This window comes from Pseudomonas sp. HMWF006 (assembly GCF_003061205.1).
GTDB lineage: Bacteria > Pseudomonadota > Gammaproteobacteria > Pseudomonadales > Pseudomonadaceae > Aquipseudomonas > Aquipseudomonas monsensis.
Genome location: NZ_QAIU01000449.1, coordinates 1 through 15125, shown reverse-complemented (window position 1 = coordinate 15125; position 15125 = coordinate 1). Strand labels below are relative to the sequence as shown.

Below are 15125 nucleotides of genomic sequence, written 5' to 3'. Positions count from 1 at the left end.
CGGGTAACCGATGCAAATTGAGGCAAGGCGCTGGCCTTGGCGCGGCAATACACGGCGCGCTTGTACAAGCTGACCCGCAGTGCGCTTTCAGGCGTCGACTGTCCGGCCGCTTCGACGTTGGCAATGCCGAGGAGCTGCCAGCGGTTTTTGAGCTTGGCCAGGTCTGTATTGACCTCGGCCATGGCAGTACTCAGGGCGTCGACCAGCAACGTGCCCAGGAACTCCGCCGGCAAGCGGTAGCCCTTCTGGAACTCGGACACGGAGAGGTTCGGCCAAAAGCCGTCGTTCTCAATCGTCTGTTCCACAAAGGTGGTGGGGTTCCCGGAAAAGCTCATTGCTGGCCGCTCAAATAGGGCGGGGAGACTGTTTTTCGTGGGGCTGGCCATAAATGGCAGACACACGTCCACAGTTCCCCGCTGGGGGGGGTAGTCGGTTATTGGGCGCCGGTGACGGCGGGTATTTGTTTGGCAATCGCCTTGCGGCACTTCGCAATGCGCGTCTCATTGCCTGCTTTCGCGTACAGCTCAGTGGAACGTTCCAGGTGCTGGAGCGCGGTTTCCCACTGCTCGGCCTCCATGGCGCGCATGCCGATCAACTTGTGGTACTTGCTCGGGATCTGCTCGGTCAGCTCCCACTCACCGTCGACACGCGGCAGCAAATCGGACAGGTACGGCTCCGGGCTGCGCTGCGCGTTGTATTCGGCGTAAGCCCAGTCGATCACGGCGTCCGCAACGAAGGTTTGCACGTCGCGACGCTTGAACCGCTCGGGCATTTCCTGCCCCTGCCCGATCGCAAAGTCCGCCAACGCCAGGCCGTCTTCGAACTGCTCCGTGTCGAATAGCCAGACCATCACCTGCACCAGGACACGGTTCGGCATCACCAGGCCCGAATCCATGTAACGCTGAATGAAGTCCTGATACTTGGGCAGCAGTTCCTCGCGCTTGAGTGCCTGACGCCCGGCGAGACCCTTGATATCGCTCAGGCGCTGCAGATCCTGATCCAGAGAGGCTTCCATCAGCAGCAGGTGCTTTTTCGCGTTGGCCGGGCTGCTCAGGGCTTCCGCCGGCGAATACGCCGCCGGTGCCGCTGCAGCAGCAATCACTGCAGCGGTTCCCTGAGCCAAAGTGCGGCGCTTGTGTGCGAGAGCCAGGCTCACTTCACCAGCTCCACGTTCTCGGTCAGCGCGATTTTCTCCAGCTGCTCGATCACATAGCCTTCATTGCGGCTGTTGTAATCCTCGACGCGGGAGCGTTTCGGGTTGTCCACGGTTTGCTTGCGCCAGCTGGAGTCCTGGAAGTAGATCGACAAGTTGTCCCAGCTGGTGACCAGCACAGCGTTGACTGGGAAGAACGGCACGCTGAAGCTTGGCAAACCGCCGTAGGTGGCGATCACCTGGGCATCTTCGATGCGCTCTTTCTCGGTCGGCACGTCGCCTTGCTTGGCGTACAACTTCGCCTTATCGGCCGCCAACAGGTCGGAACCGATGATCGCGACCAGGTCACCACCGTCGCGCAGACGCTCGTCCACCATTTGCTTGGTGTCATGCACCAGGGCGTCAAGGTTGGCGTAATCACCGTCCAGCCCCAAGGTGACTTTGCCGGCGGCTTTGCCTTCCTTGAGCACCTGCTGCGGCGCTTGCTCGCGCAGTTGCTGCAGCCAGCCTTTGTTCACGTCCTGCAGCATCGGGTAAGCAGCGATATCAGTCTGCGCAGCCGCTTTCACACCGTGGAAACCCACCATGATGCGATCGAGGGCGATCTGCTTTTGCACTGCAGCGGAATAGCGCTGGTGGAAGTCCGGGAATTTGGCCCAGGCGTCGATTTTTGCGTACGGCAGACCCACGTCCGACTCGGTGGACGAGAGTTCGTAGGTGGAGTTGTCCAGCTCGGAAGCGTCTTTCGCTTCGCGATCGGTGGTCTTGGTGTTGGTGCGGCCCGTGACTGGGCCGGACACGCCGATAAACACCTTCTCGCCTTTGATCTCGGTCACCGGAATGACGTTGATGCGCTGCAGGAAGTCCGCTTTTGCCGTGATTGCGTCGTTCAGCTCCTGGGCGATCGACGGTTCAACGGAAAACATCTTGCTGGACAGCGCGACGCCGTAGGTCTCGGCGATCGCCAGCTGCATTTCGGCGTACATCTTGGCGCCGTAGGCGCTCAGGGAACGAGCCATGTCAGAGCACCCGCACTTTGGATTTGTCGGCGGCGCCGGTGGAGCGTGGCAGCTGACGACCATTGGTGGTGTTTTTCAGTGCGGTGAACTCTTTTTGCAGCGTGGTGAACGCTGCCAGCAAGGCCTTGTTACCGCCACCGGTACGCTGAAATTCGCGCTCAGCCTCTGCAGTCGTGACGATATCGTCTACGGCCGCAGTTACGTCGTCGATCGGGGCCTGATCGGGTTCTGGTGCGTCTTCAGCGGCAGGCTCGATCACGGCCTGAATGCCAGCGGCGACGACCAGCAGCTGGGCCAGCAGGGCTTTGAGGGCCGTTGCAGTAGCTTCATCCATTGGGGGTTTGCTCTCGGTTGGGGTTTTCGGAGTGGTTTCGGTGGGCGTGTCTTCAATGCCGAAACGCTTGAACAAGCGGGTGAACATGGTGACGAGCCGGGCGATCTCGCCCTGCGGCTCGGTTTCGCGCAGTGGGCCGAGTTCCAACGACGCGGCGTAATACGCGGCGCGGCTGGTTCGCTTGGAGAAATACAGCTCTTGAGTGCCGAGGCTGGCCGGCTCGTCGGTCACCGCGAGGCCGGTCAAATAGGCCTTGCCGGTGCCGGCGAAATTCGGGGTGATTTCAATGCTGGTGAACAGCTTCTGGCCCTGGTCGTTGAGGTACAGCAGGCGATCGTTTGGCTTCAACTGGGCTTCCAAAGCAATTTGCCCCGGCTCCAGATCGTCGCCCTCTTCCACCAGGCGCACGGCAAACACAGTGCCGTGGGAGCCAGGCCAGCGCTCGTGGTCACACCAGATCACAGCGGTGTATTTGGCCGGGGTGTAGGTCTCGGCGATGTCGCGCAGTTCCTGGGGAAGGATCTCGCGACCATCGACGGTCGGGCCGCTGGTGGCTACACGTTTCCAGTAGGAGACAAGGGAACGGGGCATGAGTGGTGACTGCGCTCAATCGTTGAATGAGCCGCCACGATAGGGAGCCGTTTACCGCCAAACAAACGGTTGAAATCCGGGGTTCTCCTATTTTCGAGAGATAGGCGGATCGCAGCATTTAACCCCGCGTTTCCGGGGTTTTCGCCGCATAGACTGCGGCCCATGAACTACCCGACCGAAGTTAAAGAAGCCGCAAAACGCCTCTACCTGCGCCGCTGTTCGGTGAAGGAAATACAGGCGCATTTGAAGCTGCCCAACATCCGAATCGTCTATTACTGGATCCGCCAAGGCGGCTGGGACGAGATGCTGACGGATGAAGAACCGTTGAGCGCGGTCAACCGGCGAATAACCCTGATCCTGGAAAAGATCGATCCGCTGACGAAAGCCGAACTGGACGAACTGGAGCGACTGACGGGCCTGCTTGAACGGCTGAAAAAACTTGCGGCCAAGCCTGCACAGGCTGCGCCGTCGGGCGCACCGGGGGAGCCTCGCGAACGCCAGCCTGGTCAACGTCGTGAACGCGGCGAAGGCGGCGGCAAGAAGCGCGAAAAGAAGGCCAAGAACGACGTCGGCGGCCTGACCGAAGTGGACTTCCTCGATAAATTCATCTCGAAGATGTACGGCTATCAGAAAGAGCTGTTCGAGGCGAAACAGAACCCGCTGACGCGCCGCGTCCGGAACATCCTCAAAAGCCGACAGGTAGGCCTGACGTACTACTTCGCCGGCGAAGCGTTCATGGACGCCGTGCTGAGCGGTGACAACCAGGTTTTCCTGTCTGCCAGCCGATCGCAATCCGAGATCTTCCGCAGTTACATCATCCAATTCGCCAAGCAGTGGTTTGATATCGAGCTGACGGGCAACCCGATCACGCTCAGCAACGGCGCCGAACTGCGCTTTCTCAGCACCAACAGCAGCACCGCCCAGGGCTATCACGGCCACGTCTACGTGGATGAATATTTCTGGATTCGCGACTTCGAAAAACTCAGCACCGTGGCCAGCGCCATGGGCACACACAAGAAGTGGCGCAAAACATATTTTTCGACGCCCAGCGCCGTGTCGCACCAGGCGTACCCATTCTGGTCAGGTGAGGAGTTTCGCAACAGCAAACGCGGCAAGAAGGCCGGCGGTGTGTGGCCTAGCGAAGCGGCCTACACGCAGGGTGCGTTGTGTCCGGACGGCCAGTGGCGCAAGACGATCACCCTGGACGATGCGATCGCCGGCGGCTGCGATCTGTTCGACTTGGAGCAGCTGCAGCTGGAATACGACGAAGACAAATTTCAGCAGCTGTTCTACTGCAAGTTCATCGACAGCACCCAAAGCGCATTCAGCCTCAAGGATCTTGAGCGCTGTTACTCGGATCTGTCGTTGTGGGAGGACTACAACGCGGAGCTGGATCGACCGTTCGGCAACAGCCCCGTGTGGCTGGGCTACGACCCAAGCCGCACCCGCGACGACGCCACCTGCGTGGTCATAGCGCCGCCACTCGAACCCGGGGCGAAGTTCCGGATTCTGGAGAAGCACAGCTGGCGTGGCCACTCGTTCACCTACCAGGCTGCACAGGTCAAGAAGCTGACCGAGCGCTTCAACGTCCAGCACATCGGCATTGACGTCACCGGCGTGGGTTACGGCGTGTTCGATCTGGTGCGCGACTTCTACGCCAAGGCGACACCGATTCACTACAGCCTTGAGGCGAAAAACGCACTGGTGCTCAAAGCCCAGGACACGATCCAGGGCAGTCGCATCGAGTGGGACGCCGGCTGGACCGATATCGCCCAGGCATTCCTGACCATCAAGCGCGGCGCCACCAACAGTGGCCAGATCACCTACAGCGCATCGCGTACCGAAGCCACCGGTCACGCCGACATTGCCTGGGCGGTGATGCACGCCCTGTCCAACGAACCTTTGAACACCAACAAGCGGCGTCGCAGCCGCTACGTCACGAGTAACCAGAGCAGCCATGGCCAACCGCAAACGCAGAAAGCACCACGTAGCCCAACCACCGCAGCAGCCGATGCGCTCATTTACGTTCGGGGAACCGGAACAGGTGCTGTCCGGCAATATTGGCGAGTACGTGGGGGTGTTCCCCAGCGACGACGGCAAGATCTACAAACCTCCGGTGTCACGGGCTGGTCTGGCCAAGCTACTGCGCGCCAACGCGCACCACGGCGCCATTCCAAAATTCAAACGCAACCTGCTGTTGCGTGAGTTCATCCCATCGGCCGGCTGCAGCACTGAGACGATGGGCCGCGCCGGGCTGGACTACATGGTGTTTGGCGAATCGTATTTCTACAACGACACCAATGCATTCGGCCAAGTGCTGGAGCTGCAGCACCTTCCGGCTATCAACATGCGGGTAAAGGTCGACGGCGGTTTCGTGATGCTGCTGCCCGACAACAAGGAAATGGAGTTCGAACAACACGAGATCTCCCACGTCCTGGACTACGACGTGGAACAGAACATCTACGGGATCCCGGACTACTTGGGCGGTCTGCAGGCGCTGCTGCTCAATGAGGCGGCCACCCTCTTCCGCCGTCGGTACTACAGCAACGGCGCGCACGCCGGTTACATCTTCTACACCAACGATCCCGACCTGACTGAAGAGGACGAAGACGAGCTGCGCGCGCAGATCAGTGCCAGCAAGGGCGTGGGCAACTTCCGCTCGATGTTCGTCAACATCCCCAACGGCAAAGAAAACGCGATCCAGATCATCCCCGTGGGTGACTTCCAGGCGAAAGACGAACTGGAGAAGGTGAAGAACATCACCCGAAACGACGTTATCGCCGCTTGGCGCATGAACCCGGCACTGGCGGGCATCATTCCGGAAAACACCGGTGGTTTCGGAGACATCGAAAAGATCGATCGCGTGTACACCAGCAACGAGATCCGGCCGATCTGCCAGTTGTTCAACCAACTGAATGAAAAGCTGCGAGAAGACAGGCGCTTTAGCTGGAGGTCTATTCCTGAAGCAGTGGATACCACTACATGAACAACCAGACGGAGAGAAAGCCACTACATATTGTGGCAATATGGTGGCGATCAGCTGCCCCTGGGGAGGGACACAATGAGAGTTGTATGCAATTGCGGACACAAGGGCCGAATTGCCTCGCGGGAAGAGGTAACCAGAGCCTTTGTAAAACTGTACTGCCAGTGCCTGGACGCAAAGTGCGGGCACACATGGGTGGCAAATCTGACGTTCTCGCACACGCTCAGTCCGTCATCGCAGACATTCGAGCGGATCTTGATCGATCGCTTGCGGGAAATGCCCCGAGCGAAGCAGCAGGAGCTTTTCGAGCAGTTGGGATCGCAGGCGGTGGCGTAGCTACAAACCGCCAACGCTATGGCGCCGGCGATCGGGATCATTCAAGGAATGACGGTCAGCCCTCTACTTTCTCCTTTGGGTTGATTGCCAGTATCTCGGCCACGCGACGAACCTGTTGCTGTTCAATGCGGCTCAGCCGGCGATACAGATCGATCAGTCGACGCTCAATGTCCGTGAGTACGGTAGTTTCCGACCCGGCGTATTCGAGGTTGATGTGATCGTTCTTCTTGCGATCCAACATGCTAACTACTCCATAAAGTGCATTGCTGAATGGACTTTATGGGGGGTGCGCAACTGCATTGGAATAAGAGATATCCCAATGACTGTGCGGGATTGTTGCGAGTTAAGACCGGTGCCGGGCGGCGTCGTCGGCCATCGCTTCAAGGAAACGACGAATCGCCTTCTGATCATCATCAGGGATCGACCTGAATTGCATGATCATCTGTTCTTCCGAGGGGCTAAAAAGTTGGCCCAATGGTGTCGCATGACGTCCCGTAAGCACGTAAGCCGCATCTACCCCCTTCTCTTCCAGGGCCGTGACGTAACGAAGGTCTAGGGAGCTGGCCCCCAGTTCGTAGTTCTTTTGCGTTCCCCTACTGACTCCAAGTAGGACTCCAAACTCTGTTTGATTTAACCCCAAGCGCTCGCGCTCTTCCCTGAGGCGTTCACCTACTCGATCCGCTATGAGCATTTTTTTAGTCACCACCATTGACTTGATCATTTTTTTGACCAAGAATCACCACAGACAAACGCAAACAAACACAAATGAACAGAGGGAACACTATGCCCGCCACCATTACGCACGAGCAAGCCCGGGCGGCTCTCGATCGAAAGGGACTGAGTATCGCGGAATTCAGTCGCAAGCATGGGCTGAACAAAAATTTGGTCAGCGACCTTTTGAACGGTCGGATCAAAGGTCGCCGAGGGGAGGCACATCGCGCCGCCGTGTTGCTAGGCATCAAAGACGGCGTAATTGAACAGTAATCGCGGCGCTCAACAGGGAAAAGTAGAAGTTGAAAAGTCCAATCCTAGACACTCGCAAAGAAGTCATGAGCGAGATCATCCGCAGTTACGCCGGCGGACGCGAAGCCGCTGCTGCGCGCTTGGGTCTGAAGCTTAAAAAATTCGACAACCATGCCTACGAAAATGCTGGTTGCAGTCCCCTCAGCGACTTACAAGTTTTCATGCTCGAGCAGGACTGTGGAACTCAGCACTTCCCCACCTACGTCGCCTCGATGTATGGGGGACTGTTCGTACCAGTGGCTGATCCTGGAACGCTCGACAATGTCGAACTTTACAGACGCTCTGTGCAGGTTTCTGCAAAGCGAGGGTGTGTTGATCAAGCAATTGCCGCTGCTCTTGAAGACGGTTCGATCAGTGATGAAGAAGCCGAATTCATCATGGACGCGCATAACCTCCACGTAGCAGCAAGGCACGCTGAAGTGCTGGCTGCCATCGCTCTCTACCGCGCAGGAAAGGCTCAATGAACAATTTGTCTGCAGTACCGGAATACCAGGATGTCCTGCAGAGCGCCGCGCTGGCGTTTCTTGAACGTCACCACTGCGAACACCTGAGCGACGATCAACAACTGTTCAGCCGGGCTGTTCAACACCTGGTTGCAGACTACGACGTGCAAACGCAGGTCGCTGAAAAAATCGTTCACCTGGCAGGCACCACCATGGTCGCTGTTCGCGATCGGCAACGCCTGAACATCCAGAGCAGCACGTCGACGCACACCGTGATCGTTGATCCGGTCACCGGCCGACAATGGGCCGTACCGGTCAGCCTCATCTATGAGCGAATCATCAACGCGCCGGACCTTGGCCGCTTTCGCTTAGCCAACTCGTAACACCAACCCTCACACAAACGCCTGCCCCGCACTCCGTGGGTTTGGGTGAGCTGCGCCCGAAATCGAGGTTTCAAGATGGGAAACGCCGTAATTCTGACCACCCAGCTGCCATCTGCAGAGGCTGAAGCACTTCTGGCTGCGATGCGTGAGCAGTACCGCTTGAGCCTCAACGACTACTGGTACTCGGATGAGTACCGGTATGTCCCGCAAGAAAAACGGCACAGCTCGATCCTCGAAAGAACTCCGGTGATGGCCGCCCAGAAACGCCTGATGGCCGCCCTCTCCCTCAGCCTCAAAGCAGTGAAGTAATCATGAAAGAAGATCTCCGCCACGACCTGTTGCAACGCCTCCAGTTCGATTTCGGACTGAAGCACCGCGTAGGCACCGATTACATGCGCGGTGGCACCTGCCCCAAGTGCAAGAAAAAGGAGCTGTATTCCCGATTCGATACACCATGGATGGTGATCTGTGGTCGCCCGGAAAAGTGCGGCCATACCCTGCACGTAAAAGAGCTGTACGACGATCTGTTTGAGGACTGGAGCAAGCGTGCGCCGGCGACGGACCAGCACCCCAACGCCACTGCACGGGCTTATCTGGAGTACGCCCGGGGCTTTCGATTTGAACTGATCCAAGGCTGGTTCACACAAGAAAGTTTCTACTCGCCTGAACACAACGCCGGCAGCGCCACGGTGCGCTTTGCGCTGGAAAAAGGCGGCTGGTGGGAACGTTTGATCGATCAGCCGCACCGTTTCGGCAAGATGAAAGCACGCTTCAAATCCAAGGATAGCTATCGCGGCGTCTGGTGGTGCCCCCCTTGCGTCGACCTGCTTGAGGTCAAGGAAATCTGGATTGTCGAAGGGATCTTTGACGCCATCGCTCTGGTGCACAACGACATCGCGGCCGTATCGGCCATGTCGTCCAATGCGTTCCCTGGGGACTCGCTCAAGGCCCTGATCAAAACCCGTGAGGGCAGCAAGCTGCCCAAGTTGGTCTGGGCGCTGGACAACGAACCGAGCGCCAACGCCTACACCCGGCGCTGGGTCCGCGAAGCCCGTGCCCTGGGTTTCGTCTGCGAGTCAGCACAGATCCCGCAACGTGACGGCCGCAAGTCTGATTGGAACGACCTGCACCAGCGCTGGAATTTTATTCAGGACGAGACCAAGCGCGCCGAACAGATCGCAACGGACCTCAAACAGGCCCGGCACCAGGGCGCCCTGCTGCTGGCAGAAAGCGCAGCGGAAAAAGCCCTGCTCATGTACGACTGGAACAAGCGCGGGGAATTTCACCTGGGTTTTGGCAACCGTCTGTACTGGTTCAAGCTGGACATGGAGAAATTCAACCGGGCCATGTCCGACATCGAGGACAGCGAGAACCACGACGACCAGCTGCTCAACCAGGCGCAACAGCGCGAGAAGGCACTGCAGCAGTCCGGTAGCGTCGTGGAGATTGCCAACTGCTACCCGCAAGCCTTGTACTTTCAGCGCAACGAAGTCACCGACGAGTCCTGGTATTACCTACGCGTGGACTTCCCCCACGACTCCGAAAGCGTAAAAAACACTTTCACCAGCGGCCAGCTGTCCGCGGCCAGTGAATTCAAAAAGCGCCTGCTCGGCATGGCCGCCGGCGCCATGTTCACGGGCAGCGGTCAGCAGCTCGACAAGCTGATGAAGGACCAACTGTTCGGCATCAAGACCGTGTCGACCATCGACTACGTGGGCTACAGCAAGGAATACGCCTGCTACGTCTACGGCGATATCGCAATCAAGGACGGCACCACCTACAAGGTCAACAGCGAAGACTATTTCGAGTTCGGCAAGCTGCGCCTGAAAACCCTGCAGAAAGGCGTCCCCATCAAACTGCAGCGGGACGGAAAAGACTTCAACGAGCAGTGGGTGCGGTTGCTGTGGACCTGCTTCGGCGCCCAGGGTTTTGTCGCGCTGGTGTTCTTTTTCGGCTCGTTGTTCTGCGAACAGATCCGCGCGCGTTACCAGTCCTTCCCGTTTCTGGAAGCCACCGGTGAAGCCGGTGCCGGCAAAACCACACTACTCAACCTGCTGTGGAAGCTGCTCGGACGCGAAGGCTATGAAGGCTTCGACCCGATGAAATCGACCAAAGCCGGACGCTCGCGCCTGATGGGCCAGGTCTCCGGGATGCCGGTCGTGTTTCTTGAAGCCGATCGCCATAGCGACGATCGGGCGCACGCAAAAACCTTCGAATGGGATGAGCTGAAAGACTTCTACGGCGGCGGCACGTTGGCCACCAAAGGCGTCAAGACGGCGGGCAACGAAACGTACGAACCGCCCTTTCGCGGAACGATCGCCATCAGCCAGAACGCCGCCGTGGTGGCTCACGAAGCGATCATGACGCGCATCGTCAAGCTGCATTTTGTACGCCCGACGGTCACCCCAGAAAGCCGTGCGGCTGCTGACCAGTTGAACGCACTGGACGGCGGCATCCTCAGCCACTTCCTGTTGCGCGCCGTGGGTAAGGAATCCGCGGTACTGGATCTGTTCGCTCAGCGCATGCCAGAACACGAAGCGAAGCTGCGCCGCCTGCACACGCATTGTTTTGCCTGCAGTACGGCCTATGTCAGCGACCAGGGCAACTGCACCAGTTGTGGTTATGACCTGCGGGGCTTCATCCGCGTTGAGCGCATCAGCAAGAACCACGCTCAGTTGCTTTCGCTACTCGATGCACTGCGCCTGATTCTGAAACTGGATGAGCCTCAAATAGCCGCTACCCAACGCCAAATCGTCCGCATGGCGATTGAGCGCCAGGCTTCAATCAGCTCCGACCACCCGGCCGTTGCTGAATTCTGGGAGGTCTACGACTACCTCGAATCTCTCAACGATGACCCATTGGTTGATCACAGCAGTGACCCGAGCGTCATCGCGATCAACCTCAACGAATTCAGCGAAAGAGCTGCTGAACACAAACAGAAACTGGCGGACGTGGCCACCCTGCGTGACCTACTGAAAGAGTCCCGCTCGCACAAGTTTCTGGAAGCAAACAAGGCCGTACATAGCGCAGTCCGCGCAGCCATGAACAGCAGGACACCCTTGGCGCCGAGTCGCCCTACCACGGTCAAGTGCTGGATCTTCAAAGCGTGAAAAGGAGGCTACACCGATGCAAATCCAAATCTTTATGGGCAATGCCGGCGACGGCAACACAAGCAAGCTGCAGGAGATCCAGAACCGGTTGGAAGGGATCGGCGTAAGCCAGCCGGTCATTCAGGCCGGTGCTTATGGGGTGGACGGACTGCTGCAGATTCTTGAGGTTCGTGCCGCAGGTGGCCAACGTGAAATCCTGGTGGACGCGTGCAGCCCACAGCAGATTTTGAGCGTAATCGAATGGCAGTCCTGCACTGAGGAAGATCCGAAGTACGCCGACCTGATCATTCACCTGGCCCGCCAGGACTGACGGAATATAGAAGCGATGTCGAGGAGTTGCACCTCCCCGACATCAACCACCACCGAGGGCAACACCATGGAAGTACAGCACCAAAGCAGCAGTGATTCGAAGGCTAACACACTCATCAACGGTGACCCGCGTGCTCGGCATCTGATGGCTATCAGAATCGTCGGTACAGCACTGTTTGATTACCAGGTGCGGAAAACCGAGGTAGCGCGGATCCGTCTCGAATGCCTTACCACTTTCGCCAAGGAGTTGGGCGACATCGACGCGGCAGAGTTCGCTGTCGTCGCTCAACTACTGGCTGGCAGCTCAACAGCCAACCTAACCCCAATTGATCGACCTTACTCACTCGAAGGAATCGCACTATGAAAACGTTGTTTGTACTGATGGCTCAATACAATGGCCAAGTGGTAATTCCGCTGGATCGAGTGTGTCAGGATTATTTCACGCACCTGACAACAGACATGTTCCAACGCAAAGTGGGGGCCGGCCAGATAAAGCTCCCTATCACTCGCATGGAGCCGAGTCAGAAAAGCGCGAAAGGTATTCATATTGCAGACCTGTCGGCTTACCTGGATGAGCAGCGCGCTGCAGCAGTAAAAGAACGTAACCAACTGAATAGCGCGCCGCGCAGCAGCTAACTCACCTCAACGTTTTGGCGCCCAACTTTACGGGCGCCTGCAGGATGCGCTCTAACCACTCCCAAGTTGCATAAACATCCCCTCGCCCGCGCAGGTGGGTATAACGGCGCATCGAGTTCCAATCTCGATGTCCCGACACACTCGCCACTCGCGGAATATCCCAGTCCATTTCGAAAAGCCGGCTGACGCCTTCATGGCGCAGATCGTGAAAGTGCAGGTCTGCGATGCCCAGGATTTTGCAGGCCCTTGTCCAGGACGTGGACACGGATTCAGCGCTGTAAGGAAAAATCTCAGGCAATACTTTAGGCATGGTCTGAAGTATCGCCCATGCTTCTGGCGGCAAATGACACCAGACGTCGTTACCGATCTTCTGGCCTGGATTCTTCATGTCACGAACCAGCACCCGCTGGCCAGCTTCGTCCAAGTCATCCCATAGGATCCGAGTGATCTCTTCTTGCCTACGCGTGGAAAACAACGCGAAACCCGTCAGCTTAAGCATGTTGATAGAAGTTGGACGACGAGTTTGGACATCCCGGAAGTGTGTAAGCAGCTTGTCGAGCTCGTCTAGGGTGGGCCGGCGATCGCGTTCGCGGCTTTTCATGTTGTAACCGAGCTTTTTTAATACTCGGCGCGCGTCCACCATTGCATGCGGATCCACCTCATAACCCCAAGCGGGTCGAGCGATCGAGAGAACCGCGCCCAAGTGTGCGAGATCGTTGCCAGCGGTCTGAGGCTGAACGCCCCCACCCTCCTTGCCCATGCGCCATAACGCATACTCGACCAGGTGCTGGCTGCTTATATCTCTGTCGTTCAACTTTCCCAGGTAGCACTCGCTAATCGCCTTCAACGTACCGAGCTTCGTTTTCCCTAGAGGGCGCGCCTTGGTCATTTCAGCCAAGTAACGATCGATCATTTCCTTGATCGTCGCACCAGGTCGGTTCGCCCGCTCGATCGCACCTGGTTCGTCCAGCTCGGTTTCTCTTTTACGCACCCAAGCCTGTGCGGCCTGTTTTCGGGCGAAGGTCTGACTCTCTTGGTAAACTTGCACCCCATCGCGAAACAGGCGTATCTGTGCCGTGTAACTGGTGCTGCCGTCGGTGCGTTTCCGTGCTCTGATCGTGGCCATAGTCAACTGGTACAATTGGAAAAGTGATTGGTACATTGTACCAACCGACCTCAGAAAACGCCTATTTACCCCCTGAAATCGGCCTAGAACACGTAGAGCAAAATGGTACATAAATCAGCTACATACCCAACAAACACCGGCTCTACGCTGTCTAGAAGGTTCTCCGTTGCGCCCATGATGGATTGGACTGACCGCCATTGCCGTTTCTTCCTACGCCTCCTATCGAAGAACGCCCTGCTCTACACCGAAATGGTCACCACCGGCGCTCTCCTCAACGGCGATCACGAACGTTTCCTCCGTCACAACGAAGCCGAGCACCCTCTCGCGCTGCAGTTGGGCGGTAGCGTTCCGTTGGACTTGGCCGCCTGCGCCCGCATGGCCCAGGAGCACGGTTACGATGAGGTGAACCTGAACGTCGGCTGCCCAAGCGATCGTGTGCAGAACAACATGATCGGCGCGTGCCTGATGAGTCACCCGCAACTGGTGGCGGATTGTGTGAAGGCGATGCGTGATGCGGTGTCGATTCCAGTGACGGTGAAGCATCGCATCGGCATCAACGGTCGGGACAGTTACGCGGAGTTGTGTGATTTCGTCGGCACCGTCCGTGATGCCGGGTGCACCAGCTTCACCGTGCATGCGCGGATTGCGATTCTGGAAGGGTTGTCGCCGAAGGAGAATCGTGACATTCCGCCGTTGCGCTATGACGTGGCGGCGCAGCTGAAGGCGGATTTCCCGGAGCTGGAGATTGTGTTGAACGGCGGGATCAAGACGATGGAGGCCTGCCATGAGCATTTGCAGACCTTTGACGGTGTGATGTTGGGGCGTGAGGCTTATCACAATCCGTATTTGCTGGCGGAGGTGGATCAGCAGTTGTTTGGCAGTTCGGCGCCGGTGATCAGCCGGGCTGAGGCGTTGGCGCAGTTGCGGCCTTATATTGCCGAACATTTGCAGGCCGGTGGGGCGATGCATCACATCACGCGGCATGTGCTGGGCCTGGGCACGGGGTTCCCGGGGGCGCGGAAATTCCGTCAGTTGTTGTCGGTGGATATTCACAAGGCCAAGGATCCGCTGGCGTTGCTGGATCAGGCGGCTGAGTTGCTTGAAGGTCGTTGATTTGATGGTTTGAGTGCGCGGGCGACGAATGAGCGTTGCCCGCTGTTTTGTTGTACTGACAGGATGTCTTTTGTTTATGCCCGCGTTCAATTTCTCTGGTTTCCAGCGTTTCACCCTCCTCTCCTTGTTAAGTGTCACCTCGAACGTTTATGCGCACTGCGACGGTCTCTGCATCGGGAGCACCGATACACCGTGGGAGGCCACGCAGTTGTCCGGCTTCACTCTGTTGTCTCTAGTCCTCGCGCCTTTTTCGGCTAGCCAGGAAACGACTGACAGTCACAAGCGTGTTTACTCTGCTGCAGAACAGGAAGACGCACGTCTGTACCTCGCCAGCGACGGCATGCTGCAGGCCGCGTATTTCACCTCGGCCTTGCAGCGCTTTCGCCAGAAGTCGTCGGATTCGACGTTAAACGATCTCGCCGTTGCGGCGTTGATCAGCGCTCAGTGATCAGGCGGCCGCTGCGGCGGTCCAGTTGACCCAGCCAAACAGCCACGTTGCCAGAATCAACAAACCAAACGCGATCCGGTACCAGGCGAACGCGGCGTAGCTGTGGTTGGCAATAAAC

At 57.9% G+C, this 15125-nt stretch carries 20 protein-coding genes and 1 pseudogene; 13 read left to right on the top strand and 8 right to left on the bottom strand.

All coding sequences use genetic code 11. The features are described 5' to 3' along the window. From DBR24_RS19150 to DBR24_RS19135, 4 genes are all read right to left on the bottom strand, one after another. Positions 1–335: head completion/stabilization protein (locus tag DBR24_RS19150; RefSeq protein WP_256591649.1), on the bottom strand; the 335-nt coding region annotated here is incomplete at its 3' end. A 98-nt stretch (positions 336–433) separates the two neighbouring features. Then, on the bottom strand, positions 434–1156 hold the full coding sequence (gene gpM, locus DBR24_RS19145) for a phage terminase small subunit (RefSeq protein ID WP_128615517.1): 723 nt from the start codon (positions 1154–1156) through the stop codon (positions 434–436). Continuing rightward, positions 1153–2172 (bottom strand): phage major capsid protein, P2 family, encoded by a 1020-nt coding sequence (locus DBR24_RS19140; protein WP_128615516.1) that lies wholly within the window; start codon positions 2170–2172, stop codon positions 1153–1155. The genes gpM and DBR24_RS19140 overlap by 4 nt, the downstream gene beginning before the upstream one ends. 1 nt (position 2173) lies before the next feature. After that, positions 2174–3097, bottom strand: coding sequence for a GPO family capsid scaffolding protein (locus DBR24_RS19135; RefSeq protein WP_128615515.1), 924 nt, complete (start codon positions 3095–3097; stop codon positions 2174–2176). Between the two features lie 162 nt (positions 3098–3259). Here DBR24_RS19135 and DBR24_RS19130 point away from each other — a divergent pair, with 162 nt between their 5' ends. The 3 genes from DBR24_RS19130 (at position 3260) to DBR24_RS19120 (ending at position 6416) form a co-directional block, all read left to right on the top strand. Then, positions 3260–5302: a terminase large subunit domain-containing protein gene (locus DBR24_RS19130; RefSeq protein ID WP_128615514.1), complete on the top strand. Its 2043-nt coding sequence runs from the start codon at positions 3260–3262 to the stop codon at positions 5300–5302. Next, the gene (locus DBR24_RS19125) at positions 5214–6083 is read left to right on the top strand and encodes a phage portal protein (RefSeq protein WP_177490622.1); all 870 of its coding nucleotides are present in this window, start codon (positions 5214–5216) and stop codon (positions 6081–6083) included. The genes DBR24_RS19130 and DBR24_RS19125 overlap by 89 nt, the downstream gene beginning before the upstream one ends. Before the next feature lie 75 nt (positions 6084–6158). Further along, positions 6159–6416, top strand: a complete 258-nt coding sequence (locus tag DBR24_RS19120) for an ogr/Delta-like zinc finger family protein (protein ID WP_128615513.1) — start codon at positions 6159–6161, stop codon at positions 6414–6416. Positions 6417–6471: 55 nt separating this feature from the next. On the opposite strand, the gene DBR24_RS19115 is transcribed toward DBR24_RS19120, so the two are convergent. After that, on the bottom strand, positions 6472–6657 hold the full coding sequence (locus DBR24_RS19115) for a hypothetical protein (RefSeq protein WP_095050511.1): 186 nt from the start codon (positions 6655–6657) through the stop codon (positions 6472–6474). Positions 6658–6759: 102 nt separating this feature from the next. Then, entirely contained in the window at positions 6760–7107 is a 348-nt protein-coding gene (locus DBR24_RS19110) for a helix-turn-helix domain-containing protein (RefSeq protein ID WP_177409285.1), read from the bottom strand. Between the two features lie 92 nt (positions 7108–7199). On the opposite strand from DBR24_RS19110, the gene DBR24_RS19105 reads away from it, so the two are divergent. The 8 genes from DBR24_RS19105 to DBR24_RS19070 all read left to right on the top strand — a co-directional run bounded on the left by DBR24_RS19105 (position 7200) and on the right by DBR24_RS19070 (position 12320). Further along, entirely contained in the window at positions 7200–7400 is a 201-nt protein-coding gene (locus DBR24_RS19105) for a DNA-binding protein (RefSeq protein ID WP_095050509.1), read from the top strand. Positions 7401–7429: 29 nt separating this feature from the next. Beyond that, a complete protein-coding gene (locus DBR24_RS19100) occupies positions 7430–7903 on the top strand; it encodes a YmfL family putative regulatory protein (RefSeq protein ID WP_128615512.1) in 474 nt (157 codons plus the stop codon). Beyond that, positions 7900–8265: a hypothetical protein gene (locus tag DBR24_RS19095; protein WP_064392759.1), complete on the top strand. Its 366-nt coding sequence runs from the start codon at positions 7900–7902 to the stop codon at positions 8263–8265. Before DBR24_RS19100 ends, DBR24_RS19095 begins: the two co-directional genes overlap by 4 nt. A 75-nt stretch (positions 8266–8340) precedes the next feature. After that, positions 8341–8574, top strand: coding sequence for a hypothetical protein (locus tag DBR24_RS19090; protein WP_128615511.1), 234 nt, complete (start codon positions 8341–8343; stop codon positions 8572–8574). Between the two features lie 2 nt (positions 8575–8576). After that, positions 8577–11375 carry a toprim domain-containing protein gene (locus tag DBR24_RS19085; RefSeq protein WP_128615510.1) on the top strand — a complete coding sequence of 933 codons (2799 nt, stop codon included), beginning with the start codon at positions 8577–8579 and terminating at the stop codon, positions 11373–11375. 16 nt (positions 11376–11391) lie between these two features. Beyond that, a complete protein-coding gene (locus DBR24_RS19080; RefSeq protein ID WP_128615509.1) occupies positions 11392–11685 on the top strand; it encodes a hypothetical protein in 294 nt (97 codons plus the stop codon). Between the two features lie 66 nt (positions 11686–11751). Next, positions 11752–12048, top strand: coding sequence for a hypothetical protein (locus tag DBR24_RS19075; RefSeq protein ID WP_128615508.1), 297 nt, complete (start codon positions 11752–11754; stop codon positions 12046–12048). Continuing rightward, a complete protein-coding gene (locus DBR24_RS19070) occupies positions 12045–12320 on the top strand; it encodes a pyocin activator PrtN family protein (RefSeq protein ID WP_128615507.1) in 276 nt (91 codons plus the stop codon). Before DBR24_RS19075 ends, DBR24_RS19070 begins: the two co-directional genes overlap by 4 nt. Before the next feature lies 1 nt (position 12321). Here the strand turns inward: DBR24_RS19070 and DBR24_RS19065 are convergent, their stop codons facing one another. After that, positions 12322–13446: a site-specific integrase gene (locus tag DBR24_RS19065; RefSeq protein ID WP_128615548.1), complete on the bottom strand. Its 1125-nt coding sequence runs from the start codon at positions 13444–13446 to the stop codon at positions 12322–12324. Between the two features lie 102 nt (positions 13447–13548). Between DBR24_RS19065 and dusA the strand changes: the two genes are divergently transcribed. Further along, positions 13549–14559 carry a tRNA dihydrouridine(20/20a) synthase DusA gene (gene dusA, locus DBR24_RS19060; RefSeq protein ID WP_128615506.1) on the top strand — a complete coding sequence of 337 codons (1011 nt, stop codon included), beginning with the start codon at positions 13549–13551 and terminating at the stop codon, positions 14557–14559. Positions 14560–14635: 76 nt separating this feature from the next. Further along, positions 14636–15007 carry a DUF2388 domain-containing protein gene (locus DBR24_RS19055; RefSeq protein ID WP_128615505.1) on the top strand — a complete coding sequence of 124 codons (372 nt, stop codon included), beginning with the start codon at positions 14636–14638 and terminating at the stop codon, positions 15005–15007. Here the strand turns inward: DBR24_RS19055 and DBR24_RS19050 are convergent. Continuing rightward, positions 15008–15125: pseudogene (locus tag DBR24_RS19050) on the bottom strand (undecaprenyl-diphosphatase); the annotation flags it as partial.

Coding starts and splice junctions, on each gene's coding strand:
- DBR24_RS19065 (WP_128615548.1), bottom strand. CDS start 13,446: ATGGCCACGATCAGAGCACGGAAACGCACCGACGGCAGCACCAGTTAC.
- DBR24_RS19055 (WP_128615505.1), top strand. CDS start 14,636: ATGCCCGCGTTCAATTTCTCTGGTTTCCAGCGTTTCACCCTCCTCTCC.
- dusA (WP_128615506.1), top strand. CDS start 13,549: ATGGTACATAAATCAGCTACATACCCAACAAACACCGGCTCTACGCTG.
- DBR24_RS19105 (WP_095050509.1), top strand. CDS start 7,200: ATGCCCGCCACCATTACGCACGAGCAAGCCCGGGCGGCTCTCGATCGA.
- DBR24_RS19095 (WP_064392759.1), top strand. CDS start 7,900: ATGAACAATTTGTCTGCAGTACCGGAATACCAGGATGTCCTGCAGAGC.
- DBR24_RS19140 (WP_128615516.1), bottom strand. CDS start 2,172: ATGGCTCGTTCCCTGAGCGCCTACGGCGCCAAGATGTACGCCGAAATG.
- DBR24_RS19080 (WP_128615509.1), top strand. CDS start 11,392: ATGCAAATCCAAATCTTTATGGGCAATGCCGGCGACGGCAACACAAGC.
- DBR24_RS19075 (WP_128615508.1), top strand. CDS start 11,752: ATGGAAGTACAGCACCAAAGCAGCAGTGATTCGAAGGCTAACACACTC.
- DBR24_RS19090 (WP_128615511.1), top strand. CDS start 8,341: ATGGGAAACGCCGTAATTCTGACCACCCAGCTGCCATCTGCAGAGGCT.
- DBR24_RS19135 (WP_128615515.1), bottom strand. CDS start 3,097: ATGCCCCGTTCCCTTGTCTCCTACTGGAAACGTGTAGCCACCAGCGGC.
- DBR24_RS19120 (WP_128615513.1), top strand. CDS start 6,159: ATGAGAGTTGTATGCAATTGCGGACACAAGGGCCGAATTGCCTCGCGG.
- DBR24_RS19085 (WP_128615510.1), top strand. CDS start 8,577: ATGAAAGAAGATCTCCGCCACGACCTGTTGCAACGCCTCCAGTTCGAT.
- DBR24_RS19115 (WP_095050511.1), bottom strand. CDS start 6,657: ATGTTGGATCGCAAGAAGAACGATCACATCAACCTCGAATACGCCGGG.
- DBR24_RS19110 (WP_177409285.1), bottom strand. CDS start 7,107: ATGCTCATAGCGGATCGAGTAGGTGAACGCCTCAGGGAAGAGCGCGAG.
- DBR24_RS19070 (WP_128615507.1), top strand. CDS start 12,045: ATGAAAACGTTGTTTGTACTGATGGCTCAATACAATGGCCAAGTGGTA.
- DBR24_RS19130 (WP_128615514.1), top strand. CDS start 3,260: ATGAACTACCCGACCGAAGTTAAAGAAGCCGCAAAACGCCTCTACCTG.